Source organism: Streptomyces sp. NPDC104313 (genome assembly GCF_055583985.1).
Map to the genome: position 1 here is coordinate 130,860 of NZ_JBVJMW010000009.1, position 23,378 is coordinate 154,237.

General features: G+C 73.0%; 19 protein-coding genes. 5 read left to right on the forward strand and 14 right to left on the reverse strand.

Annotated elements, in window-relative coordinates:
• Nucleotides 1–13: 13 nt before the first annotated feature.
• Nucleotides 14–1,447, reverse strand: a complete 1,434-nt coding sequence (locus ACZ60Q_RS22075; protein ID WP_469637130.1) for a hypothetical protein — start codon at nt 1,445–1,447, stop codon at nt 14–16.
• Nucleotides 1,448–1,623: 176 nt separating this feature from the next.
• Between ACZ60Q_RS22075 and ACZ60Q_RS22080 the strand changes: the two genes are divergently transcribed.
• Nucleotides 1,624–2,895, forward strand: a complete 1,272-nt coding sequence (locus ACZ60Q_RS22080; RefSeq protein ID WP_469637133.1) for a molybdopterin-dependent oxidoreductase — start codon at nt 1,624–1,626, stop codon at nt 2,893–2,895.
• 394 nt (nt 2,896–3,289) lie between these two features.
• Here the strand turns inward: ACZ60Q_RS22080 and ACZ60Q_RS22085 are convergent, their stop codons facing one another.
• The 3 genes from ACZ60Q_RS22085 to ACZ60Q_RS22095 are packed head-to-tail and all read right to left on the reverse strand — an operon-like array spanning nt 3,290 to nt 5,603.
• Nucleotides 3,290–4,195, reverse strand: coding sequence for a class I SAM-dependent methyltransferase (locus ACZ60Q_RS22085; protein WP_469637135.1), 906 nt, complete (start codon nt 4,193–4,195; stop codon nt 3,290–3,292).
• A complete protein-coding gene (locus tag ACZ60Q_RS22090; RefSeq protein WP_469637138.1) occupies nt 4,192–4,839 on the reverse strand; it encodes a TIGR04282 family arsenosugar biosynthesis glycosyltransferase in 648 nt (215 codons plus the stop codon). Before ACZ60Q_RS22090 ends, ACZ60Q_RS22085 begins: the two co-directional genes overlap by 4 nt.
• Complete coding sequence (locus ACZ60Q_RS22095; protein WP_469637142.1) at nt 4,836–5,603, reverse strand: glycosyltransferase family 2 protein; 768 nt, start codon at nt 5,601–5,603, stop codon at nt 4,836–4,838. Before ACZ60Q_RS22095 ends, ACZ60Q_RS22090 begins: the two co-directional genes overlap by 4 nt.
• 118 nt (nt 5,604–5,721) lie before the next feature.
• Here ACZ60Q_RS22095 and ACZ60Q_RS22100 point away from each other — a divergent pair, with 118 nt between their 5' ends.
• Entirely contained in the window at nt 5,722–6,612 is an 891-nt protein-coding gene (locus ACZ60Q_RS22100) for a response regulator transcription factor (RefSeq protein WP_469637145.1), read from the forward strand.
• Entirely contained in the window at nt 6,609–7,715 is a 1,107-nt protein-coding gene (locus ACZ60Q_RS22105) for a sensor histidine kinase (protein WP_469637148.1), read from the forward strand. The genes ACZ60Q_RS22100 and ACZ60Q_RS22105 overlap by 4 nt, the downstream gene beginning before the upstream one ends.
• Nucleotides 7,716–7,759: 44 nt before the next feature.
• Here ACZ60Q_RS22105 and ACZ60Q_RS22110 read toward each other — a convergent pair whose 3' ends face one another.
• Nucleotides 7,760–8,857: an NAD-dependent epimerase/dehydratase family protein gene (locus ACZ60Q_RS22110; RefSeq protein WP_469637151.1), complete on the reverse strand. Its 1,098-nt coding sequence runs from the start codon at nt 8,855–8,857 to the stop codon at nt 7,760–7,762.
• Nucleotides 8,858–9,008: 151 nt separating this feature from the next.
• Nucleotides 9,009–9,956: a methionyl-tRNA formyltransferase gene (locus ACZ60Q_RS22115; RefSeq protein ID WP_469637154.1), complete on the reverse strand. Its 948-nt coding sequence runs from the start codon at nt 9,954–9,956 to the stop codon at nt 9,009–9,011.
• Between the two features lie 248 nt (nt 9,957–10,204).
• Between ACZ60Q_RS22115 and ACZ60Q_RS22120 the strand changes: the two genes are divergently transcribed.
• A complete protein-coding gene (locus ACZ60Q_RS22120; protein WP_469637156.1) occupies nt 10,205–11,560 on the forward strand; it encodes a lysine N(6)-hydroxylase/L-ornithine N(5)-oxygenase family protein in 1,356 nt (451 codons plus the stop codon).
• A gap of 208 nt (nt 11,561–11,768) precedes the next feature.
• Here the strand turns inward: ACZ60Q_RS22120 and ACZ60Q_RS22125 are convergent, their stop codons facing one another.
• Entirely contained in the window at nt 11,769–12,296 is a 528-nt protein-coding gene (locus ACZ60Q_RS22125) for a DinB family protein (protein WP_469637159.1), read from the reverse strand.
• A 109-nt stretch (nt 12,297–12,405) separates the two neighbouring features.
• On the reverse strand, nt 12,406–12,828 hold the full coding sequence (locus ACZ60Q_RS22130; protein ID WP_469637162.1) for a MarR family winged helix-turn-helix transcriptional regulator: 423 nt from the start codon (nt 12,826–12,828) through the stop codon (nt 12,406–12,408).
• Nucleotides 12,829–13,040: 212 nt separating this feature from the next.
• On the opposite strand from ACZ60Q_RS22130, the gene eno reads away from it, so the two are divergent.
• Entirely contained in the window at nt 13,041–14,345 is a 1,305-nt protein-coding gene (eno, locus tag ACZ60Q_RS22135) for a phosphopyruvate hydratase (RefSeq protein WP_469637165.1), read from the forward strand.
• A 192-nt stretch (nt 14,346–14,537) separates the two neighbouring features.
• Here the strand turns inward: eno and ACZ60Q_RS22140 are convergent, their stop codons facing one another.
• From ACZ60Q_RS22140 to ACZ60Q_RS22165, 6 genes are all read right to left on the reverse strand, one after another.
• Nucleotides 14,538–15,494, reverse strand: a complete 957-nt coding sequence (locus ACZ60Q_RS22140) for a DUF3048 domain-containing protein (protein ID WP_469637167.1) — start codon at nt 15,492–15,494, stop codon at nt 14,538–14,540.
• Between the two features lie 73 nt (nt 15,495–15,567).
• Entirely contained in the window at nt 15,568–16,452 is an 885-nt protein-coding gene (locus ACZ60Q_RS22145) for an ECF transporter S component family protein (protein ID WP_469637589.1), read from the reverse strand.
• A gap of 68 nt (nt 16,453–16,520) precedes the next feature.
• Entirely contained in the window at nt 16,521–18,206 is a 1,686-nt protein-coding gene (locus ACZ60Q_RS22150; protein ID WP_469637170.1) for an ABC transporter ATP-binding protein, read from the reverse strand.
• Nucleotides 18,203–19,381 (reverse strand): energy-coupling factor transporter transmembrane component T, encoded by a 1,179-nt coding sequence (locus ACZ60Q_RS22155; protein ID WP_469637173.1) that lies wholly within the window; start codon nt 19,379–19,381, stop codon nt 18,203–18,205. Before ACZ60Q_RS22155 ends, ACZ60Q_RS22150 begins: the two co-directional genes overlap by 4 nt.
• A 7-nt stretch (nt 19,382–19,388) precedes the next feature.
• Nucleotides 19,389–20,318 (reverse strand): hypothetical protein, encoded by a 930-nt coding sequence (locus ACZ60Q_RS22160; protein ID WP_469637175.1) that lies wholly within the window; start codon nt 20,316–20,318, stop codon nt 19,389–19,391.
• A complete protein-coding gene (locus ACZ60Q_RS22165; protein ID WP_469637178.1) occupies nt 20,315–23,095 on the reverse strand; it encodes a prenyltransferase/squalene oxidase repeat-containing protein in 2,781 nt (926 codons plus the stop codon). Before ACZ60Q_RS22165 ends, ACZ60Q_RS22160 begins: the two co-directional genes overlap by 4 nt.
• Nucleotides 23,096–23,378 lie beyond the last annotated feature (283 nt).

The window sequence follows — 23,378 nt, forward strand, 5'->3', positions numbered from 1 at the left end:
TGCTGACGCTCTTTCACCAACCGGTCCACAGAAGGTGGTTGATCAGCAGGGCCACAATCGCCGACGCCGCCAGCCACCACCGCACGCTCCGGCGGGGGAGCAGCGCCGTCGCCGGCAGCAGCCACAGCAGGAACGGCTGCCAGATGCGCTCGGTCTCCGCCTTGCTCATGCCGGAGAGGTCCGCGGCGAACAGTGCCACCAGCGCCGCCAGGACGAGCAGCGCCAGCCTCCCTTCCGGGGATGCGGCCGTGGAGCCGTCCCGCAGGGCCCGTACGGCGCCGGGCGAGGCCACCGCGCTCCGGCGCAGCCCGGCGACGGCGGCGAGCCCGGCCGCGAGGGTCGCGCAGGCCAGATTGGCCCAGACCCAGTAGCCGTACGGGCGGACGCCGCCCGCGCCCTGGTAGTAGCGCTCGACCAACAGGTGGTAGGCGGTCCACCAGTTGAACCCGGCGAGGGTGAAGGCCACCGGGACCACGAGGGCGCCGAGCAGGAACAGCGGCACCGGGCGCGCGGTCCGGGCGAGCACCAGCACGGCCAGCAGGACGGCCGCCATCAGCCCCAGCCCGTAACTGAGGTAGCAGGTCCACCCGAACAGCAGACCCCCGCCGACCGCCGCCACGGCGGGGAAGCGGACCCGGCGGGTGGCGGCCAGGGCGAGCAGCGCCACCGACCAGGCGGCGACCGCCGCGAAGTAGCCGTCGGCGGAGACGCCCGCCCAGACGGCGGCCGGGGCGAGGACGAGGAAGGGCGCGGCACGCCGGGCCAGGCGCTCGTCGGCCAGCACGCGCACGGTGATCAGCGCGGCCAGCACCCCCGAACTGCCCACGACGACGCAGAAGACGGCCGCCCAGGCGCCACCGCCGAGACCGATGCGGTCCAGCCACACGAAGGTCAGCGTCGCGCCCGGCGGGTGCCCGGCGATATGCGCGGGCCAGTTGCCGGGCTCGCCGATCACGATGTGGTTCGTGAAGTCGCGGAGGGTGGCGGGGATGTCCTCGAAGCGGTCGATGACCCGCAGGTACTCGTGTTTCGTGGTGAGCCGCTTCGCGACGCCCCGGTGCCAGCCGTCGATCAGCGCCATCGAGAAGACCCAGGCCATCGACCCGGCCCAGGCCGCCGCCAGCATCCCGCGCCAGGGCAGCCGGGCGGCGAGCGTCGGGCCGTGAGCGACCACCAGGACCGCCATGATCAGGGCGGCCGGAGTACCGGGACCCAGGTGCGGGTCCCAGGAGGCCAGCAGCGGCGGCCACTGGGCGCGCAGACTCCCGTCGCGGTTCTGGATGGTGTGGCCGACGACCACCGCGGCCGTGACCAGCAGAACGCCCGCGGCGGCGGCGAGCAGATCGGCCCGCCCCGCGCGCCGGTCGCGGTCGTGGTCAAGGTCCGGCGGCGGGCCGTGCCCCGTGCCGTCGGCGGTGCCCGTGGGGGTGGCGTTCTCGGTCTTCACGCTGGCACGCTATGCACACCGGGCGGCGATCGGGCGGTACGGCAGGGCCGCGTCACCGAACCGTCAGATTCGCTCTCCCGGCAGCGATGCCCGTTCCCCCGTTCGGCCGCGGTGTCAGAGTTTCGTCAGGAGTCGCGTCCGCCCGTCGGCGCAGTTCCCCGCTTAGCGTCGGCCCCATGCCCGAACGCCGTCGCATCCGTTCCCTCCCCGACTCCCTCCGCGCCCTGCGTACACCTGCCGACCCGGCATTCTGGCGCAGCCCCGTGCGCGGAGCGCGCTTCACCGCCGTGCTCGGCGTCATCCTCCTCGCCGGCCTCACGCTGCTGTTCGTCACCGGTCTGCTCTCGTACGCCGCCTACAACCCCGACCTGAACCGGGTCAACGACAAGACCCCGGGCAAGGGGTGGCTCGGCTTCTACCTGTTCTCCTGGCCGACCGGACCGCACTGGCTCTACCGGCTGACCCAGGGCCTGCACGTCACCGTCGGCATCGTGCTCGTGCCCGTCCTGCTCGCCAAGCTCTGGTCGGTGATCCCCCGGCTCTTCGCGCTGCCGCCCGCCCGTTCCGTGGGCCACGCCCTGGAGCGGATCTCGCTGCTGCTGCTCGTGGGCGGTGCCCTGTTCGAGTTCCTCACCGGGCTGCTCAACATTCAGCTGGACTACCTCTTCCCCGGGTCCTTCTACACCCTGCACTTCTACGGGGCCTGGGTCTTCCTCGCCGGGTTCGTCGCCCATGTGGCCCTCAAGGCGCCGCAGGCTGTACGGGTGTTGCGCAACGGCATCCCGCGCGGCGAACCGGACACCCTCGCCGCCCCCGCCCCGCTGCCCGCCACCCTGTCCCGGCGTGGCGCGCTGGCCCTCGTGGGGGCCGGTTCGCTCCTTCTGCTGGTCACCTCGGCCGGCCGCAGCTTCGACGGCCCGCTGCGCCGCATCGCCCTCCTCACCCCGCGCGGCGGCACCGACCCGGGGCCGGGACCGAACGCCTTCCAGATCAACAAGACCGCCGCCGCCGTACGGATCGCGCCCGCCGACACCGGTGAGCGCTGGCGGCTGACGGTACGGGGGCCGGCCGGGGACTTCCGCTTCTCCCGGGCCGAGCTGCTGGCCATGGAACTGCACAGCGCCGCGCTCCCGATCGCCTGCGTGGAGGGATGGTCGACCTCGGACCAGCAGTGGCGCGGGGTGCGGCTCCGCGACCTGGCGGCGCTCGCCGGATACCCGGACCGGCCGCCGGGCGTGTTCGTCGAGTCCCTCCAGCGCGCCGGCTCGTTCCGCAAGGCCGCGCTGCGCGACAACCAGGTCCGGGACGGCCGCTCGCTGCTCGCACTGGAGGTGAACGGCGCGCCGCTGTCGCCCGACCACGGCTACCCGGCCCGGATCATCGTCCCCGCCGCGCCCGGGGTGCTGAACACCAAGTGGGTCCAGACCCTGACGTTCGGAGAGCTGTGATGTCCACCCGAGCCGTACCGCCCGCGCCCGCCGCCCGCCGCCGCCCGCGCTTCTCGCCGCGCGGGCTGTACGGCGAGGGCCCGCTCCACCTGCTGCTGCTCGCCGCCACGTTCTGCCTGGCCGGCTACGCGGGCGTACGGCTGCTGGACGGGGACACCGTCGGCGTGCTGCTCTGGTTCGCCGGGGCGGCCGTCCTGCACGACCTGGTGCTGCTGCCGGTGTACGCGGGGGCCGACCGGGCGCTGCGCGCCGCGCTCGGCCCCCGGCCGGCCCTGGTGAACTTCGTCCGGGTGCCGGCGTTCCTCTCCGGGCTGCTCCTGTTGATCTGGTTCCCGCTGATCGCCCGGCGGACCGAACGGCGGTACGAGGCCGCCGCCGGCACCTCCCCGGACGTCTACTTCGGCAACTGGCTGCTGATCACCGGCGCGCTGTTCGCCCTCTCCGCGCTCTGGCTGCTGGTCCGGGCGCTCCGCTCCCGTACGGGCCGGCGCAGCGAGACGAAGGTTCGCCCCTCCGCGCCCCACTGATCGGCCGTACGCCAGCCGTCGGCGCGGGCGTGTCGCAGCAGGGCCGGCGTCCCGATCCGCGCCCAGGGGAACGGCTCGGCGGCGTCGAGCGCGGAGGCGGGGACGGGGCCGGTCCTCCCGGCCGGTCCGTCCCCCCGGCCGGTCCGTTGACCCCGGCCGTCGTCAAGACGGACCCGGACGCGTTCATCCACGTCGACGGGGGAGGTTTCGGCGATCAGCAGTCCCCCGGCGCCGAGCAGATCGGCCGCCCGGTCCAGCAGAGCGGCCGGGTCGCCCCCGATGCCGATATTGCCGTCGAGGAGCAGGAGGGTGCCCCAACGGCCCTCCCCGGGCAGCGGGTCGAACACGCTGCGGAGCAGTGCGGCCCCGCCGAGACCGCGGGTACGGGCCACCGCCGCCTCGCTGACGTCGATGCCCAGCGCCCGGTGTCCGAGCGAGGCCAGCTCCGCCACCAGCCGGCCCGGCCCGCAGCCGATGTCCAGCACCGGCCCCTCGCACCGGTGCAGCGCGGACAGGTCGGCGGAGCCCGCGTCGGAGCACCAGCGTTCCACGTCCAGCGGCAGCAGCCAGCCGTCGCTGCGGCGCAGGAACAGCGGACCGCGGCCGGTGCGCAGCGCGTTGGCGTACGGGTCGGCGCCCCAAGGAGCGGTGCTGATCGGCGCGGCGCCGGGGGTGTCCGTGCCACCGAAGGCCGCTTCGTGGTGGTCCGGGGCCTCGACGTGGTCGGCCGGGGCCGGTGCTGCGAGCCCGGACGAGGGCACGGTCGTACTCATCGCACCCCCGCCCCGGTCAGCCGGCCGAGCGCCGCGGCGAACCGGCCGCCCGGCGCGGCCGACGCGACCCGGTGGGCGTCGGCAGCGGTGTCCACGTCGACCAGTACCGGCAGATCGCGCACGGCGAGCCCCGCCCCCACCAGCCTGCGCCGCTGCACCGCACCCGTTTCCGGGACGGACATCGGCACCCCACGCAGCAGGGCCGGATCGGGATCCGCCAGACCCAGGGCCCAGAAGCCGCCGTCCTCGGCCGGACCGAACCAGGCCCCGACGCCGTCCCAGGCGCCCGGAGCGAGAGCGGGAGCGAGCAGCGCGGCCGTGATCTGCGGGGTGTCCATGCCGACCAGGAGGGCCGGCCCCGTACACCCGCCGAATGCCGCGGCGAGACGTTCGTCGAGACCGCCCGCGCCCTGCGGCACCACCTCGAAGCCCGGGGGCACCCAGGGGCCCGACTGCCCGTCGAGGACCAGGACGCGCCGCCGGGCGGGCAGGGTGAGCACGGCTTCCAGGGTGTCCGCGAGGGCCGCGGCGGCGAGTTCGGCGGCCTCGGTGGGAGAGAAGGGCGGGCAGAGCCGGGTCTTGACCCGCCCCGCCACCGGTTCCTTCGCGATGACCAGCAGCTCCGTGGGTCCGTGCGCGTTCATCGGGCGGCCCCCGCCCCCGCGCGCGCGGCCCGGTCCACCGTGCGGTCCCCCGGTGGTTCCCGCAGGACGCCCCGCATGTCGCGCACCGCCTGCCAGGTCCCGCGCCAGGTGCCGGTCACCTTCGACTTCCCGGTGCGCGGCCGGTAGGGGACGTCGCTCTCGGTGACACGCAGCCCGGCGTCCGAGGCCCGGACCACCATCTGGAGCGGATAGCCGCTGCGTCGGTCGGTGAGGTCGAGGCCGAGCAGATCGCTCCGGCGGGCCGCCCGCAGCGGGCCGAGGTCGTACAGGCGCAGACCGGTGCGGCGGCGCAGCATCCGGGCCAGCGCCAGATTGCCGGCGCGCGCGTGCGGCGGCCAGGCGCCCCGGCCCTCGGGGCGGCGGCGGCCGAGCAGCAGATCGCACTCGCCGTCCGCGATCCGCCGTACGAAGCCGGCCAGCAGCGCGGGGTCCAGCGAGCCGTCGCAGTCGCAGAAGCAGACGAACTCGGCCTCGGCGGCGAGCAGCCCGGCGTGGCAGGCCGCGCCGAACCCGCGCTGTTCCTCCGTGACGACGTGCGCGCCGAGGGAACGGGCGAGCTCGGCCGAACCGTCGGTCGAGCCGTTGTCGACCACGATCGCGCGCCAGCCGTCGGGGATGCGATCGAGCACCCAGGGCAGCGCGGCCGCCTCGTCGAGGCAGGGCAGCACGATGTCGGCCCTGGGGAGGCCGGTGTGCGGGGCGGGCGGAAACGGAAGAGCGGCAGAAGAGTCGGTCACCCGCATCACCCTACGGAGACAACTCCGGCATTCAGGGCATCAGGTTCTTACGAAACATGGACATCGGCCGGATGGGGGCAGTCGGCTCCGGTCGTCCCGGTGCGGGGGTGCCACAGTGGAGTCCATGGAGAACACCCCGCCGGCCCGGCAACCGGCACCCGTCCCGCAGGGGGCGCGCGGCCGGGTCCTCGTCGTGGACGACGACCCGACCGTCGCCGAGGTCGTCGTCGGCTATCTGCACCGCGCCGGTTACACCGTCGAGCAGGCCGACGACGGTCCCGCCGCGCTGACACGGTTCGCGGCGCACCGGCCCGACCTCGTCGTCCTGGACCTGATGCTCCCCGCCATGGACGGGTTCGAGGTCTGCCGCCGGATGCGTGAGCACGGGCCGGTCCCCGTCATCATGCTCACCGCACGCGGTGACGAGGAGGACCGCGTCCTCGGACTGGAGACCGGCGCCGACGACTACGTCACCAAGCCTTTCAGCCCGCGCGAACTGGTCCTGCGGGTCGACTCCGTGCTGCGCCGGGCCCGGGCAGCCGTGCCGGCGGGCGGGGCCGGCTCGCTGTCCGGGGGTGGGCTGAACCTCGACCCGGCGGCCCGGCAGGCCCACCGCGACGGGCGTGGACTGGCCCTGACGCTGAGAGAGTTCGACCTGCTCGCCTTCCTCCTCCGGCACCCCGGGAAGGCGTTCGGGAGGGAGGAGCTGATGCGGGAGGTCTGGGGATGGGACTTCGGCGACCTCTCGACGGTTACCGTTCACATCCGCAGACTGCGCGGCAAGGTCGAGACGGATCCGGCCCGCCCTCGGCTGATCCGCACCGTGTGGGGCGTGGGGTACCGGCTGGACCTGGACGAGGAGGTCCCGGGCGGACCGGCGGACACCGGCCGTGCCGGGGCCAAAGACCGCGGCGAGGCCCCGGGCCCGGGCGGTGGGGGAGTGGCCCCGGGCCGTGCGGGGGCCGACCCGGCCGCCATGCCCCCCGTGCCGCCGACCGGCGGCGGTTCGCGGTGAAAGACGTCCTGCTCATCGCGCTTTTCGCCTTTCTGGGGGCGGCAGCCGCCGGGCTCCTCGGCGCGGGCGTCCTGCGCCTCCTGCGGCACCGTTCGCTGGTGGTCTCGCTGAGTGTCGTCGCCGGGGTCGCCGTCACGGCGATGCTCGCCGGGACGCTGACGGTCGCCTGGGCGATGTTCCTCTCGTCCCATGATCTCTACGTCGTCACGACCGTCGTCGCTATGGCCGCGCTGGTCTCCCTGGCCACCGCCGTCCTGCTGGGCCGCTGGGTGGCTGCCCAGAGTCGTGAACTTACCCTGGCCACAAGGTCGTTCGGCGACGGCGGCACCTTCGCGGCGCCCGCCGGACAGCCCACGGCCGAGCTGGCCGAACTCGCCCGTGAACTGGCCGCCACCAGCGCCAAGCTGGACAGCTCGCGCGAACGCGAACGCGCGCTGGAGGCCTCGCGGCGCGAACTCGTCGCGTGGATCTCGCACGATCTGCGCACCCCGCTCGCCGGGCTGCGGGCGATGGCCGAGGCACTGGAGGACGGCATGGCCGCCGACTCCGGGCGCTATCTGCGGCAGATAAGGACCGAGGTCGAGCGGATGAACGGCATGGTCGGCGACCTCTTCGAACTTTCCCGGATCCAGGCCGGTTCACTCACCCTGACGCCGGCCCGGACCTCCCTCTACGACCTGGTCGGCGACGCGCTGGCCGGGGTCGATCCGCTGGCCCGCGAGCACGGGGTGCGGCTGATCGGCGAACGGATCGACGAGGTGCCGGTGGAGGTCGACGGCAAGGAGATGAGCCGGGTCCTGGGCAACCTCCTGATCAACGCCATCCGCCGCACTCCGCCCGACGGCACCGTGGCCGTCGCGGCGCACCGCTCCGACGGCGGCGTCGTGCTGTCGGTGACCGACGGCTGCGGCGGCATCCCGGAGGAGGACCTGCCCCGGGTGTTCGACACCGGCTGGCGTGGCAGCCACGCCCGCACCCCGCCGGCCGGGGCGGGCCTCGGGCTCGCCATCGTGCGCGGCATCGTCGAGGCGCACGCCGGGCGCGCCGAGGTGCACAACGTACAGGGCGGCTGCTGCTTCTCGGTCACGCTCCCGACGGCGTGACGGCGCTTGCGCTCAGGCTTGCGACGGCGTGACGGCGTTCCCGGTCAGGCTCCCGACAGCGTGACCGGGTTCTCCTCCCGGCGGCTCCCCGAACCGCGCAGCGGGGCCGCCGCGAAGTCCTCCATCCCCCCGGCGAAGGAGACCTGGGGCCGCCAGCCCAGCTCCTCGCGCAGCGCCCGCGAGTCCGCCGTGACATGGCGGACGTCCCCGAGGCGGTACTCCCCGGTCACCACCGGGTCCGGCCCGCCGTGCGCGCCGGCCAGCGCGGCGGCCATCTCCCCGATGGTGTGCGGCTCACCGCTGCCGGTGTTGTACGCGCCGAAGGACGCGGGCCGCCGCTGCCGCACCGCCTCCAGGGCAACCGTGTTCGCCGCCGCCACATCATGGACGTGGACGAAATCACGGCGCTGGCCCCCGTCCTCGTAGACCCGGGGGGCCTCGCCGCGCGCCAGGGCCGAGCGGAAGAACGAGGCGACACCGGCGTACGGGGTGTCGCGAGGCATCCCCGGCCCGTACACGTTGTGGTAGCGCAGCGAAACGGCCCGGCCGCCCGTCGCCCGTGCCCACGCGGCGGCCAGGTGCTCCTGGGCCAGCTTGGTCGACGCGTACACGTTGCGAGGGTCCGCGGGCGCGTCCTCGGCGACCAGGCCGGGCGTCAGTTCCGCTCCGCAGTCCGGGCAGCGCGGCTCGAAGTTCCCCGCCCGCAGATCGGTCTCGGCGCGCGGTCCGGGGCGGACCGTGCCGTGCCGGGGGCAGTCGTAGCGACCTTCGCCGTAGACCACCATCGACCCGGCCAGCACCAGGTCCCGGACCCCGGCCGCCGCCATCTCCGCCAGCAGTACCGCCGTACCGAGGTCGTTGCACCCCACGTACAGGGGGGCGTCCTCGAAATCCTTGCCGAGGCCGACCATGGCCGCCTGGTGGCACACGGCGTCCACCCCGGCCAGCGCGTCCGCCACCGCCCGCCGGTCCCGGACGTCCCCGACGACCACCCGGTCGCCCGGCAGCTCCGGGGGCGTGCCGCCGGGGTGGGCCGAGGGCAGCAGGGCGTCCAGCACCACGCTCTCGTGCCCGGCCGCGGCGAGAGCGGCGACGACATGTGACCCGATGAACCCGGCACCGCCGGTGACCAGTACGCGCATGACCGCCACGCTAGGGCCCGGTGAACCCTCGGGACGGGCGCGGCGCGCACACGTCACGAGTCCGTAAGGACATGTCCCTACGCGACGACCTCCAGGGCCATCCGTCGGTCCGGGCCGAGCGGGAGCCGGGCAGCGGACCGGAACCCGTGGATCAGGGGCGGCCGGTGAGATAGCCGCCCATCGAGGTGAAGTGCTCGGTCGCGGGCAGCTCACGGCCGTCCTCGGTCCGTACGCGCGTGATCGCGAGGCCGTGGTTGCGGCCGGTGCGGGCGTCGGACCCGGCGACGATCACCACGCCCTCGCCCTCCCGGTAGAACACCCGGCCGGGCGTGCCACCGTAGCGGTTCTGGGACACGACGGCGGAGAGGACCTCAAGCCGCTTGCCCCGGTGGAAGGTGAAGGCGCTCGGGTACGGGGCGGACTGGGCGCGGATCAGGCGTTCGAGATCCTCGGCGGGCCAGTTCCAGTCGATGCGGATGTCCTCGGCGGCCCGCTTGTGGAAGAAGGTCGCCTTCGACCGGTCCTGCGGGGTGAACCCGGTCCGTCCGGAGGCGATGAGGTCGAGCGCGCCGATGGTGACCGGGGCGATGAGGTCGACGGTCCGGTGGAACAGGTCGGTGGCCGTGTCCGTCGGGCCGACCGTGATCGCCTCCTGGCGGACGATGTCGCCGGCGTCGAGTTCGTCGTCCATCAGGTGTGCGGTGACGCCCACTTCGCGCTCGCCGTTGATCAGCGCCCAGATCAGCGGCGAGAAGCCGGCGTACTTCGGCAGCAGCGAGTCGTGGACGTTCAGCGTGCCGTGGCGGGGGAGGCCGAAGATGCGTGGCGGTATCCAGGTTCTCCAGTTGTTGGCCACGATGATGTCCGCCTCCGCCTCCTTCAGACGCTCGAACAGCTCCTCGTCGTCCGGCCGTTCGCGGATCAGCACGGGCACCCCGTGCTCCTGGGCGAGATCGGCCACGGAATCGCTCCAGATCTTCTCGTAGGCGTGCTCGCTCCTGGGGTGCGTCACGACCAGAACCACGGTGTGCTCGGAATCGAGGAGGGCCCGCAGGGTGCGGTGCCCCCAGGTCTGGTAACCGAACATGACGACTCGCATGGTTCCTCCTAGGGGCAGGAATGGGCCGGGCAAGTAAAGCAAGCCTTACCTGGGGCGGCAACACCGCCCTGTCTCACGCGTGGATGACGGGATGTCAGTGACGCGTCGCTCCCATTTCCCCTATCGACAAGGCGGGTTGGTCAGCTTAGGCTCACCTAAGTTCAAGTGGGCAGCTCCGTCGGCCTGCCCACTTTTCGCCATCAACCCCCACGCCTGACAGGCGGCTTTCCCAGACGAATGGGAGTGACATGTCACAGGTTCTTCCTGGCGACACACCACTGGTCCACGACCTCATCGGCATCGGCTTCGGCCCGTCGAATGTGGCCATGGCGATCGCGCTCAGCGAGCACAACTGCAAAGTCGACAGGCAGGATTCGGTCACCGCCCACTTCTTCGAGCAGCAGTCGAGCTTCGGCTGGCACCGCGGCATGCTCATCGACGACGCGACCATGCAGGTGTCCTTCCTCAAGGATCTGGTGACGCTCCGGAACCCGGCCAGCGAGTTCAGCTTTCTCTGCTACCTGCAGAGCAAGGGGCGGCTGATCGACTTCATCAACCACAAGAACCTCTTCCCGCTGCGGGTGGAGTTCCACGACTACTTCGAGTGGGCCGCGGCCAAGGTCGACGACCTGGTCTCCTACGGCCACGAAGTCGTCGCCGTCACACCGTTCGTGCACGACGGGACGGTGGAGCACCTTGACGTGACCGTCCGGTCCGGAGAGGGGCTGGCTGTCCACCGGGCCCGCAACCTCGTTGTCGGAACCGGCCTGCGCCCCCATATGCCGGAGGGTGTGGAACGCGGTGAACGCGTCTGGCACAACTCGGACCTCCTGCGGAAGGTCGACGGCCTGGAGAGCGCCTCGCCGTCGAGGTTCGTCGTCGTCGGGGCCGGCCAGAGTGCCGCCGAGAACGTCGCCTATCTGCACCGCCGTTTCCCGGACGCCGAGGTCTGCGCGGTCTTCTCCCGTTACGGCTACAGCCCCGCCGACGACAGCAGCTTCGCCAACCGGATCTTCGATCCGGAAGCGGTCGACGACTACTTCGCCGCTCCCGAGGAGGTCAAGAACCGGTTGATGGCCTACCACGGCAACACCAACTACTCCGTGGTGGACATCGACCTGATCGACGACCTCTACCGCCAGATGTACCGGGAGAAGGTCCTCGGCACCGAACGGCTGCGCTTCCTCAACGTGTCCCGGGTCACCGCGGTGGAGGAGGGTTCCGACGGGGTCCGGGCGACCGTGAAATCCCTGGTGACCGACGAGGAGTCGGAACTGGACGCCGACGTCGTGGTGTTCGCCACCGGATACAGCCCGGCCGATCCGCTCGGCCTCCTCGGCGACGTCGGCGAGCGTTGCCTGCGTGACGACGCAGGCCGCGTACGGGTCGAACGTGACTACCGGATCGCGACCGACTCCGGCCTGCGCTGCGGCATCTACCTCCAGGGCGGTACGGAGCACACACACGGCATCACCACATCGCTGCTCTCCAACACCGCGATACGGGTCGGCGAGATCCTGGACTCCCTGCTCGACCGCCGGGTCAAGTCCACCTCCGACGAGTCCCGGCCGGTGGCCGAGGGGACCGGCGGCACCGCTCGCTGAGGGCCCGCCCGCACCGCTGACGTACCGTCGAGTTCGGCGGCCGGCCCGCCCGGTGACCTGCCGGGCGGGCCCCGCGCTTCGGCGTACCGGCAGTCCGTACCGTCCCAGCGGCGCAACGGGAGCACACCGAGGCGAACAGGACCGACCCCCGCCCCACATGGGTCCGGTTCGGCGGAATCCGTCGATGGACATCGCGCGCCGGCCCCGGTCAGCCCGTGGACGCCGCGCGCACCATCCGGAGCTGCCCGATCTCCGCCACGTTCTTCATCAGCTCGGCGTTCACCCACGCGGCCATGTGCGCGACGGTGTGATCCGGACCCTGCTCCCAGGGGTACCGGGCGGGTGCGTCGAGAGCCGCGTCGTCCAAGCCGTCCAGCACCCCCAGCCACTGCTCCCGGAGCCCACGCAGCCAGCCGATGGCGCCCTCGGCGTCGCCCGGCCACGCGACGTCCTCCCGGTCCCGGGGCTCGCGGCCCGAAGCGTGCTCGACCGCCGTACTCCACCACCAACCGATGTGCCAGCTGAGCCAGCCGATGGTCGGCACCGGAACGGGATCGGGCTCCGTCTCCGCCCAGTCCGGCGTCCACCGGCCGTCGGCCCGCAGGTGCACCGTCCAGCACAACAGCGCCGGCTGCCAGAGGAAGTCCTCGGTGTCGAGCCGTTCCAGGTGGTACTCGAACAACGACCAGGTCAGATCGAACTGGCGGCGCAGAAGGTCACATCGCGAAGCGTTCACCGGGCGACCCTGACAGACCCGCATGCCTGGCGACAACACGCTTTACGGCGGCCCGACCCCTCCGGCCGGGCGGTGAGTCCGGGTTCCACGTACGCCGTGAGTCCGGGTTTCAGTGCGCGGCGAGCCGCTCCATCAGGGCGGCGCCGCGCGCGAGCGTCTCCTGCTCGTCCTCGTCGAGTTCGAGGTCGATGGACCGGGCGAGCCAGTCGGCACGGCGGTCGCGCTCCGCCTCCAGTGCCGCCCGTCCCACGTCGGAGAGGTCGACGAGCGATTTGCGCCCGTCCGTCGGGTGCGCCCGGCGGATGACGAGGCCCTGGTCCATGAGGAGTCCGACCGCGCGCGCCATTGACTGGGGGCGCACGCGCTGGTCCGCCGCGAGGTCGCTGGTGGTCATGGCCCCGTCCCGGTCGAGGACGCCCAGAACGGCGACCTGACCGTGCGGGATCCGGTCCTCCTGCTTCACGCGCCGAGCGAGTTTGCCCATGGCGATGCGCAGATCGGCGGCGACAGTGGCGGGTTCCGGGGTGGGCATAGGGCACTTTAACCCGCGGTCGCCGGCGGGTTCCGCAGGTGGCCCGCGCAGCGAGAGGGGACACCGCAACTGGGCAGCACAGCTGAACAGCGAAGCTAAACAGACGAGCTGCACAGCAACTCTGAACAGTCTTGCTGTAGAGTTGCGCCGTCGCGGCTCGCGCCGGCGTTGTCGCAAGAGTGCCGCGGCGTGTGACTAGGGAAGGACCTCGCATGGCCCCCAAGGCAGTTGAGCCCACCGTCATCCAGTCCGTCACCGCTCGCCGGATCATCGACAGCAGGGGCAACCCCACCGTCGAGGCCGACGTCCGCCTCGCCGACGGCTCCCTCGGCCGCGCGGCGGTCCCCTCCGGCGCCTCCACCGGCGCCCGGGAGGCCGTGGAACTGCGCGACGGGGACGCCGGCCAGTGGCACGGCAAGGGCGTCGACCGTGCGGTGGCCCACGTGAACGGGGAACTCGCGGCCGGGGTCGTGGGCCGCGACGCCGACGACCAGGCGGGCCTGGACGCCGCGCTCGTCGCGCTCGACGGCACACCCGACAAGTCGCGGCTGGGCGCGAACGCGATCCTCGGGGTCTCCCTCGCCGCCGCGAAGGCCGCCGCGGCGGCCCACCGTCAACCGCTCTACCGCTATCTCGGCGGCGCCGACGCCCGCCTTCTCCCGCTGCCGATGATGAACATCGTCAACGGCGGAGCACACGCCGACAATCCGCTGGACTTCCAGGAGTTCATGATCGCGCCGGTGGGTGCGAAGACCTTCGCGGAAGCCGTCCGTATGGGTTCCGAGATCTTCCACACCCTGCGACGTGACCTGCTCGCCGCCGGACACGCCACCGGCGTCGGCGACGAGGGCGGCTTCGCGCCCGCGCTGCGCACGGCGGAGGAGGCGCTCGACTTCGTCATGAGCGCCGTCGAGCGCGCCGGGTACCGTCCCGGCGAGGACATCGGCCTGGTCATGGATCCGGCCTCGTCGGAGTTCTTCCGTGACGGCGCGTACGTCTACGCGGGCGAAGGCGTACGCCGCACCCCCTCCGAGCAGGTCGACTACCTGGTCAAGCTGGTCGACGCCTACCCGGTCGTCTCCATCGAGGACCCGATGGCCGAGGACGACATGGACGGCTGGCGCGAGCTGACCACCCGCGTCGGCCACCGCTGCCAGCTCACCGGCGACGATGTGTTCTGCACCGACGAGGCGCAGGTGCGCGAGGGGATCCGTACCGGCGTCGGTAACTCGGTCCTGGTGAAGGTCAACCAGATCGGCACCCTGACCGAAGCGCTCGCCACGGTCGCCACCGCCCGTCGTGCGGGCTGGAGTGTCGTGATGTCCCACCGCTCCGGCGAGACGGAGGACACCACGATCGCGGACCTGGCGGTCGCGACGGGCTGCGGCCAGATCAAGACCGGCTCGCTCTCCCGCTCCGACCGCACGGCCAAGTACAACCAACTGATCAGGATTGAGGAGGAGTTGGGAGAGTCGGCGCGGTACGCGGGTGGGGCGCTGCTGTCCCGCACCCGGTAGCCGGGCGACGACGAGCAGCGCACAAGGAAGCCGTACCGGGCCGGCCGGGCCGCCTGATGTTTCCTCTCCTGGAAGCGCCAGGGCGGTCGGCACGCTCGACAAGGAGGAGCTGGAGCGCACCCGCGGACCCTGGGTGCTCCGGGCCCCGACCCGCCGCCCGGACGTCCTTCCAGCACTTCGGCGAGCCCTCGCTCAGGTGCTTCCGCGCGGCGCGTACAGGATCCACAGCGGTCCTTCGGCGAGACCGACGCGTTGCCCGTCGGGGGTGGTGTACACCGTGTCCGCGTCGGCCGTGCCCCGCGCCCATCGGGCCTCATGCGCCCGGCCGTCCCGCAGGACGATCGCGCTTCCCGCCCCCACGGTCTCGGTGAACGGGCTGGTGGTCCCGGACCGGTCGCGGAAGTCCGAGGGCCGTACGGTCACGTCCTGGACGACGACCGTACCGGCCCCGAGCCGCCCGCCCTCGGTGGTGCGGGCGGGGGAGCCGTCCAGGGAGACGAGCCACCGCTCGCGTTCGGCGGACCAGGTGAACATCACGGACGCGGACGGATAGCGAACCGTGCGGCTGTCCTCCGGCTCCCCGCCGGGAGGCGGCGCGCCGGCCTTCAGCCCCAGTTCCCCGACGGCGTTCACACCGGAGGCCACGAACGGGATCCGGGCCGGCCGCAGATAGAGATTGTGCGGCGCGGGCCGGTCCGGTTCCCGGAAGTACGCCCCCGGAGCCTTCGAGGGCGGCACGGGGTCCAGCGGTGCGCGGTCGATGAACGGCAGCAGCCTGTTCTGGACCCCGGAGAAGGCCAGCGCCGGCCGGTCGAACTGCCGCAGCAGCTCAAGATCGGTCTCCCGCGCGCTGCGCACCGGGCCGATGACCGGCGGCAGAGCGGAGGAGTACACGGCGAGGATCCGGCTCAGGCCCGCCTCCACCTGCTCGACGTAGACGATATCGGCCTGCTCCAGACCGGTGTGGGGGCGTGCGGGCGCCACATTGTCGATCTTCACGGCGAGTACGGCGGCCCGGCCCGCGCTGGAGGGAGAGCTGCTGCGGGGCGAGGGCGAGGAACCGTCCCCGCCCGTGCACGCGGCCGTGACGGCCAGCACGAGCACGGTGAACAGCACTGCGGCCGAGGTCCTGCTTCCGGCTGCGGACATGGAGACCGCCCTTCCGGGGCGCCGACCTGTGGCGTCGGCGCAACGCCGTCGTGTCGCAGCCCCTCATCCATCATCACGCATCCGGTGCGCGCGTGGTTGCGCGACCGCCGGCCCCGAGCGGAAACAGCCCCGAACGGCCCCGAACGGCCCCCGAACGACGGCGCGGAGCATACGCGTCTCCGCCTATCCCCGCCGGAGCCCCGCCGCCCGGCCTTCGGGGGGCGAAGCGGACCGGAGCCCGGAAGCGGGCCTTTCGGGCCGCCCGTCGGAAGGTGGTGAGCACGGCGGGGCCCGCCAGGGTGACGCAGACGAAGTTCGTGACCGCGCGTCCGGTGTCCCAGCCGAGGGAAGTGGCGATGTCGAACGCCAGGTAGCGCTGCCACTGTTCGGTGAAGGGGAGACCGGGAAGATAGGCGATGGAGCTGTTCGGGTCCACGGAGAACGGCCAGAAGGACAGGTTCAGCAGAAAGCCGAAGAGGTAGCCGGAAAGCGATCCGTAGACGGCGAGCATCATGACTTCGAGGCGTCCCGTGGCCCGGGGCAGCAGGCCCGCGAGCATGCCGACGAAAGCGCAGCCGAACATCTGGTACGGCATCCACGGGCCCACCCCGCCGGTGATCAGCGCGGATGCGAACAGAGAGGTGCAGCCCAGGGTGAAGCCGAAGCCCGGACCGTACACGCGGCCCGCCAGGACGAGGACGAAGAAGACCGTCTCGATGCCCGCCGTTCCCGCACCGAGCGGGCGCAGCGCCGCGTTCACGGCGGAGAGCACTCCGAGCATCGCCAGAGCTTTGGAGTTGATGCCGCCCTCGGCGATCTCGGAGATCACGACACAGAGGACGAGGATCAGCAGCACTCCGAAGATCAGCGGTGGCGCGTAGTTCGCGCCGAGCCGGCCCGGGGCGATGACGAAGGGCCAGAAGAACGCGACCAGGCCGAGGAACGCGGCCATCGCCATCACGATTCCGGCGCGTGGCGCGATACGGATGGCCCCGGCGGAGCGATCGGTGAGGTCGGCGAACTCCTTCACGCGCCCGCCTCCTCGCGCGCGAGCACCGCCGTCACCTGGTCCACCGTCAGGTACGGGAGCGGCGACATGACCTTTGCCACCTGCGGGGCGAAGACGGGGGATGCGACGATCACTTCGGCGGTGGGCCCGTCCGCGACGATGTCGCCCTCGGCCAGCACCACCACCCGGTCAGCGGCCCGTGCCGCGAACTCGACGTCATGGGTGGAGACCACCACCGCCCTTCCCTCGTACGCCAGTTCGTCGACCATGGCGATCAGCTGGGTCTTGGCCCGGTAGTCGAGGCCGCGCGTCGGCTCGTCCAGCAGGAGTACCCGGGGCGCGGCCGTCAGCTGGATCGCGAGGACCAGTGCCAGCTTCTGACCCTCGGAGAGGTCACGCGGATGCGTTGTGTCCTCGATGCCCGGGGCCAGCCGGTCCAGGATGTCCCGGGCGGACGGCCGGTCGGCCCCCGCTCCCGTCCGGGGCCGGCCGGCCCCGGACTCGGCGTCGGCCTGGTCGAGTTCCTGTTCGACGCTCTCCAGATAGAGCAGGTCGGTCGGGGTCTGCGGGACCAGCCCGACCAGCTCCCGGGCCTCGGCGGCGGACAGCTTCTTCGGGTCGCAGCCCTCCGCGAGAGCCGATGTGCCGGACCCGCCCCGAGCCACCCGCACCGTCCCGGACCTGCGGGGACCAGATCCCTGGAGCGCCCACAGCAGCGACGACTTCCCCGAGCCGTTGCGGCCCATCAGCGCCGTGACCTCCCCAGCCCGCAGTCCGAGGTCCACCTCCCGCACCGCCGGGACGCCCCGGTAGGCGACCGTGATGCCCCGGGCCGTGAGCAGGCCGGCGCCCGGTGCGTCCGGGACCGGGCGCACCGGCGGGGGTGTGGCGCCCGCCAGATCGGTACGCAGCGGGCGGGCCGCCCGGCGGGCGTCGCGTACGGACAGGGGCAGGGGCGACCAGCCCGCCGCCCGGCCCAGCTCGACGACGGGCGGGGCGATCGACGACGCCGCGAAGATCTCCGCCGGCGGCCCCGACACCACCCGGCCGTCCCCCGGCAGATGGATGACGCGGTCGGCGTACTGCACCACCCGCTCCAGGCGGTGCTCGGCAAGCAGCACCGTCACCCCCAGGTCGTGGACCAGCCGGGTCACCGCGGCCAGCACCTCCTCGGCCGCCGTCGGGTCGAGGGCGGACGTCGGTTCGTCCAGCACCAGGACGCGCGGGTGGGCGGTGAGCACGGAACCGATCGCGACGCGCTGCTGCTGCCCCCCGGACAGCTCGTGCAGTGCCCGGTGGCGCAGATCCGCCAGCCCCAGCAGATCGAGCGTCTCCTCCACCCGTTTGCGCATGACGGCCGGGGCGATGGCCAACTGTTCCATCGCGTAGGCGAGTTCCTCCTCGACCGTGTCCGTGACGAAACCGTCCAGCGGATCCTGGCCCACCACGCCCACGACATCGGCGAGTTCACGCGGTGGATGGTCGGCGGTGTCACGGCCGTCGACGGTGACCGTGCCGTACAGCGTGCCGCCGGTGAAGTGCGGGACGAGCCCGTTGACCGCGCCCAGCAGCGTCGACTTCCCGACCCCCGTATGGCCCACCACGAGGCAGAGTTCGCCCTCGTCGACGCTCAGGTCCACGTTCCGCAGGACCGGCCGGTCGGCGCCGTCGTACACGACGGACACCTGGTCGAAGGTGATCATGCGGCTTCCTCGGTGCGCCGCACGGGGACGTGCGGGGTGGGTGGGCCCGGCGGCGGGGCCAGGAATCCGGCCGCGCCCGCGAGCAGGATCGCGGCGGCCGGGACGAGTGGCAGTGTCGGCCAGCTCAGCGGGTAGATGGACGGGTTCAGCTCGGCCGGGTCGTAGCCGACGTTGACGAACAGCAGTACGGCGGAGAGCACTCCGCAGGAGGCCACCGCCCACTCCGCGAACCGCCACGGGTCCGGCCGGTACGTCGTGCGCGTCACCCGCCGCCCACCCAGCCACAGCCCGGCCAGGCAGAGCACCGAACCGGCCGCCAGCGCGGGCAGTCCCAGCAGCGTGGGCGCGGACGGGTCAAGGAGGCCGTACGCCCCGGCGCACAGGCCGCACATGCCCAACAGCATCAGCGCCCCGGTCAGCCGGCGCGAGCCGCGCGTCGCCGACCCGGCCCGGCCGTAGCCGCGCGAGTCCATCGCGGCCGCCAGCCGCAACGAACGCTCCAAGGCATCCTCCAGCACCGGGACCACGGTCCCTCGCAGGGCCCTCAACCCCTTGTTGCGACCGGCCCGCAGACGGCGGGCGCGGGTCACCCGCTGGACGCTCTGCACCAGTTGGGGGGCGACACTGATCGACACGGTGACGGCGACGCCCAGTTCGTACAGCGCGCCCGGCAGTACCCGCAGCGCCCGCTTCGGGTTGGCGAGTGTGTTCGCCGCGCCGATGCAGCACAGCATGCAGGCGAGGCGAAGGCCCTCCGTCGCGGCCGACAGCAGCGCCTCCAGCGAGACCGGGCCGCCGAGTTGGATGCCCGCGTACCAGTCGGGCGTCGGGATGTGCGGGAGCGAGAAGAGGTAGTGGTCGTTCGGGGTGATGCCGGTGGCGAACACCGCCCGGAAGACCACGCGGATCGCGACGACCGTCAGCGCCAGGCAGAGGTAGTACCCGAAGCCTCGCGCCCACGGGGCCTCGGTGCGGCGTTTGGTGATGACGTAGCCGAGCACCGCGAGGACCAGGAGGAGCAGCAGCGGATTGTTGGTCCGGCTGACGGCTGTGGCCAGCGCGAGCGCCCAGATCCACCAGGCGACCGGGTGCAGGGTGCGCGGCAGCCGGCGGCCGCCGGTGTCCGGCCCGGAGGCGGACTCCGGTGCGCCCGGCTGTCGTACCGTACGCGTCACGCGGGGACTACTCCGCACGGCGGCGGCGCTTCGCGGCGAACACGGCCGCGCCGCCGATGACCACCACGAGAGCGGCCGTCGCCGCCACCGGCACGAGGGACCCGGAGTCGTGCTCCGCGTCGGCCGCCGGGGCGGCGTCCACCACCTTCGCCGACTTCTCCGGCGCGGCCACCGCCGCACCCGTCGCCGCGGAACCGGACGGGCTGGGGGAATCGGTCGGGGAGGCGGTCGGGGACGCACTCGCGGAGCCGGAGGGCGACGCGGACTTTGAGGTCTCCGGTGGGGCGGCCGGCCGGGGCGGGGCCTGGTCGCCGTCCGTCGGCCGCTGAGTGGTCCGTACCGGACCGGGCTTCGTTTTCCGCGGCGGTGCCGGATCGCCGCCGACGGGACGCGCGTTGTGGGCGCGCAACTGGTCCGGGGTGACGCTGGGACGGCCCTTCGTGCCGCCGATGTCGGTCCCGCCGAAGATCCACAGGTCCACGCTGCCCGGCCGGGGCCGGTAGCTCATCGCGCCGAGCTGGCTGTACTCCCAGGTGTTCTCGCCGGGATCGGCGTGCCAGTACGACCAGTAGGCCGAGGCGGGCGGGGTGAGGACGCAGTCCTCCTGCTGCGACGCCGGGTACTGCTTGCCGCCCCGGTGTCCGCTGTAGCCGATCCGGCAGATGAACGCCGGACCGTCGTGGCCGGTGCCGGTGGTCCGCCAGCCGCCCTGGTTGAGCAGCTCGTAGCCGGTGGTCGGCGTCGTACCGCAGGAGCGGTAGACGGGACCGCCCCAGTGGCTGAAGTCGACGGCCAGCACCACGCCCGACGAGGTGGTGCACCGGCCGATCGGCTGCGGGGCCGCAGCCGCCTGACCGGCGGGGGCCAGCAGCGCCGCGCCGGTCAGGCCGAGGACGCCCAGTGCCCGGGCGAGGGGGCGAAGGAGGCGCGGGCTCACCGCTCACCACCCGCCGCCGTACGCCGGTGGCGGGCGGCCACGACCATGCGCCGGCCCAGCAGGACCAGCATCACGGCGGCGGCCGAGAGGCCGAGCGCCGGCACACCGGTCGAGGCGAGGCCGCCCCCGCCGCCGGGGCTTTCGGCGTTCACGATGCCGCCGCCCGTGCTGTCCACGGGGGTGACGATCGCCGGGGTGGTGGAGGAGGGCACCGGGTTCGGGGTGGTGCCCTCCAGGCTGCGGGTCAGGGTGCCGAAGGAGATGCCGGTGGCCCCGCCGACGGCCTGGGCGGAGGCGCGGATGTCGGAGCCCCGCTGACCGTCCCTCGCGACATTGAACCCGCCGTCCTTGTTCTGCTGCGAGGCGAGGAACTTCAGCGCCTTCGTGATCTGCCCGTCGTACCTCTCCGCGTCCAGGGACAGGCCCTGCACGGCGAGCGCCGCCGAGTTGACCGAGTTGCCGGACGCGCCGGGGAAGCCGCCGTCCGGCAACTGCCTCGAGGCCAGCCAGGCCAGCGACTTGTCCACGGCGCGCGCGTGCGCGTCGCCCGGGACCAGGTCCAGGGTCATCGCGGCCATGGCGGTCGAGTCCACGTCGGAGTCGCCCGTGGCGGGGATCAGGCTCGGCCAGGCCCCCGAGGAAGCGTGCTGGAGGCTCGCCAGATACGCGATCGGGGCCTTGGCCGCCTCCTCCTCGCCCGCGCGTACCTGCGCGATGATTCCGAGGGACTGGGCGAAGACGGACGGGGAGTAGGTGTAGGCGCCCTTGGCAGGGCAGCTGCGGTCCGGGGCGGTGCTCGGCTCGGCGCACACGGCGTCGGTCACCGCGCCGATCAGGTCCCGGCCGCCGAAGTCGCGCGGGTCGCGCTCGACGGCCTGCGCGAGCAGCGCCGCCTTGCCGATCCTGCCGCCCTGCGCGTGCTTGCCGCCGATCCCGGACCAGTCCTCCAGCGTCCGGCCCGTGCCGTCCTTGCCGCCGCCGGAGAGGAAGTCCACGATCGTACGCAGCGCGTCGCGGTCGTGCCCGGTCGCGGCCAGGGCGAACGCCCCGTCGATGGTCATGCCGAACTCGGCTCGCCCCTTCTTGGCGCCGTCGTCGTAGTAGCGGCCCTGCACAAGGTTGGCGGGGCGTGTCAGGAAGGCGACGCCCTTCCTCAGGTCCGGGCCCACCCCCGGCGGGCGGGTCGTGGGCCGGGAGGTGGGGCCGCCGGTCGCCGGGGGAGTGGTCGGCGGGACCGTGGGCCCAGGGTCCTTGGCGACCAGCGTGACCAGGTCGACGCCCGCACCCGCCAGCACGGCCGGGCCCGTCGCGTACAGCGCGGGGTCGGTGGCGTTCTCGTCGAACCCGAAGCCCCCGTCGTCCAGTTGCTCCCGCGACAGCCAGGCGACCGCCGCGTCCGCCGCGCTTCGGTCACCGAGTGCGCGCAACGCCTGCGCCGCGTACGCGGTGGCGGCGACGGACCCGGTGGTCGCCCCGTTGTAGGGCGGGTACGCGCCCGACTTCAGCCGCGCCTTCTTGAGGTACGTACGCGCCTTGGCGACGAGGGTGTCGTGTCCGCCCGCCTCCTTCAGCACCAGCGCGACCAGGCCGGTGGTCATCGGATCGCCGTCGCAGTTCTCACCGGGGCGGATCAGGACGCTGGTCACCGATCCGTCCTGGCAGACCAGCTGGGTCAGCCGGGCCACGGTCCCGGCCGGCGGCTTCACTCCGCCGCGCAGCAGCGCCAGCACGGCCAGCGCCTGCCCGTCCGTGTAGGTCGCGCCGTTGAAGTCGCCCTCGGCCGTGCAGCCGGGGGTGGGGCCGCCCGAATCGGGGCCCGCCGGACAGATGTGCTTCGTGAGGTCGCCGAGCAGGTCGTGCCCGCCGAAGTCACGCGGGTCGCCCCCGGTGATCTCCGCGGCGAGCGCCAGCCGGGCGGCCGCCGGGGCGTCGGGTGCCGCGTTCGTGCCGTTCGGGTAGGCGTACGCGCCGGTGCGGGTGGCGAGATGGGCCGTCACCTTGTCCAGGGCCGGGCCCTTGCCGTTCGCCGCCGCGAGAGCGTACGCGGCCTCGGTCGTGAGGAAGTCGTTGGGCGCCTCGGCCCCTTCGTCCACCACGTGGGAGCCGTCGCGCAGTTGCCCGTTCACCCAGCGGGCGGCGGCCGGCACGTCGATCTCCCCGGGGACGCCCGGGCCGTCGGTCGGGCCGTCGGTCGGGCCGGGCGTCGGCCCGCCGCCCGCGCGGACCTCGGCGGGGGTGAAGGTGGGGCGGCCGGTGGAGCCACCGATGTCGGTGCCGCCGAACACCCAGGCGTCCACGTCGCCGGCGTTGGGCTTGCGGCTCATCGCGCCCAGCGGACTGTAGGACCAGGTCTCCTGGCCGGGCGGGGCGATCCAGTACGACCAGTAGGCGGTCGCCTGCGGGGTGTGCACGCAGTCCTCGGTGGCCGGAGTCGGATACTGGGTACCGGAGTTGAAGGAACCGGTGCCGATCCGGCAGATGAAGCCGTCGCCGTCGTGCTGGGTGCCCTCGGTGGTGAACCCGCCGTCGCGGAGGAGTTCGTAGCCGGTGGTCGGGGTGGCGTCGCAGCCGCGCACCACGCCACCGCCGAACGGTCCGAAGTCCACCGCGACGATCGCGCCCTTCGTGGCCGTGCACTCCTCGACGGGGTCGGCGACCGCCGGGCCCGCACCGGTGACGAACGCCACGCTCGCGGCGAAGGTCATCGCGGCCGCCGAGATCAGCGACAGAAGTCTCTTCTTCCCCACGTGCCGGTGCTGTTGCTGTGCGGTCCCCACCACGGCCCCTCGACTTGTCCGGGCGGGCCGTGCGTGGCGGACGGCTCACCGTCGGGGCACGGCCACGAAGGGCCGCCCGCAGGGAGCTGTTCGAACCACGCCGTAGTCCGCGACGGCGTTTCTCGCTGAAATTCCTGGCCCCAGGCATTCCGGCTCGCCCGCGGTGGCGGGCCTACGGTTGCGGGTCAGCGCCGGATTCCGACCGGCTTCCCCTGGGGCTGAGTGCGTATCAGGCGGATTGGAACACGCTCTCGAAGAGACCGTCAAGGTGTCCTGCGTCTCC

Excerpts from the sequence above, each read along its gene's own strand:
- ACZ60Q_RS22080 (WP_469637133.1), top strand. The coding sequence starts at position 1,624 with ATGCCCGAACGCCGTCGCATCCGTTCCCTCCCCGACTCCCTCCGCGCC.
- ACZ60Q_RS22085 (WP_469637135.1), bottom strand. The coding sequence starts at position 4,195 with ATGAGTACGACCGTGCCCTCGTCCGGGCTCGCAGCACCGGCCCCGGCC.
- ACZ60Q_RS22090 (WP_469637138.1), bottom strand. The coding sequence starts at position 4,839 with ATGAACGCGCACGGACCCACGGAGCTGCTGGTCATCGCGAAGGAACCG.
- ACZ60Q_RS22095 (WP_469637142.1), bottom strand. The coding sequence starts at position 5,603 with ATGCGGGTGACCGACTCTTCTGCCGCTCTTCCGTTTCCGCCCGCCCCG.
- ACZ60Q_RS22100 (WP_469637145.1), top strand. The coding sequence starts at position 5,722 with ATGGAGAACACCCCGCCGGCCCGGCAACCGGCACCCGTCCCGCAGGGG.
- ACZ60Q_RS22110 (WP_469637151.1), bottom strand. The coding sequence starts at position 8,857 with ATGCGCGTACTGGTCACCGGCGGTGCCGGGTTCATCGGGTCACATGTC.
- ACZ60Q_RS22115 (WP_469637154.1), bottom strand. The coding sequence starts at position 9,956 with ATGCGAGTCGTCATGTTCGGTTACCAGACCTGGGGGCACCGCACCCTG.
- ACZ60Q_RS22120 (WP_469637156.1), top strand. The coding sequence starts at position 10,205 with ATGTCACAGGTTCTTCCTGGCGACACACCACTGGTCCACGACCTCATC.
- ACZ60Q_RS22130 (WP_469637162.1), bottom strand. The coding sequence starts at position 12,828 with ATGCCCACCCCGGAACCCGCCACTGTCGCCGCCGATCTGCGCATCGCC.
- eno (WP_469637165.1), top strand. The coding sequence starts at position 13,041 with ATGGCCCCCAAGGCAGTTGAGCCCACCGTCATCCAGTCCGTCACCGCT.
- ACZ60Q_RS22140 (WP_469637167.1), bottom strand. The coding sequence starts at position 15,494 with ATGTCCGCAGCCGGAAGCAGGACCTCGGCCGCAGTGCTGTTCACCGTG.
- ACZ60Q_RS22145 (WP_469637589.1), bottom strand. The coding sequence starts at position 16,452 with ATGGCGATGGCCGCGTTCCTCGGCCTGGTCGCGTTCTTCTGGCCCTTC.
- ACZ60Q_RS22150 (WP_469637170.1), bottom strand. The coding sequence starts at position 18,206 with ATGATCACCTTCGACCAGGTGTCCGTCGTGTACGACGGCGCCGACCGG.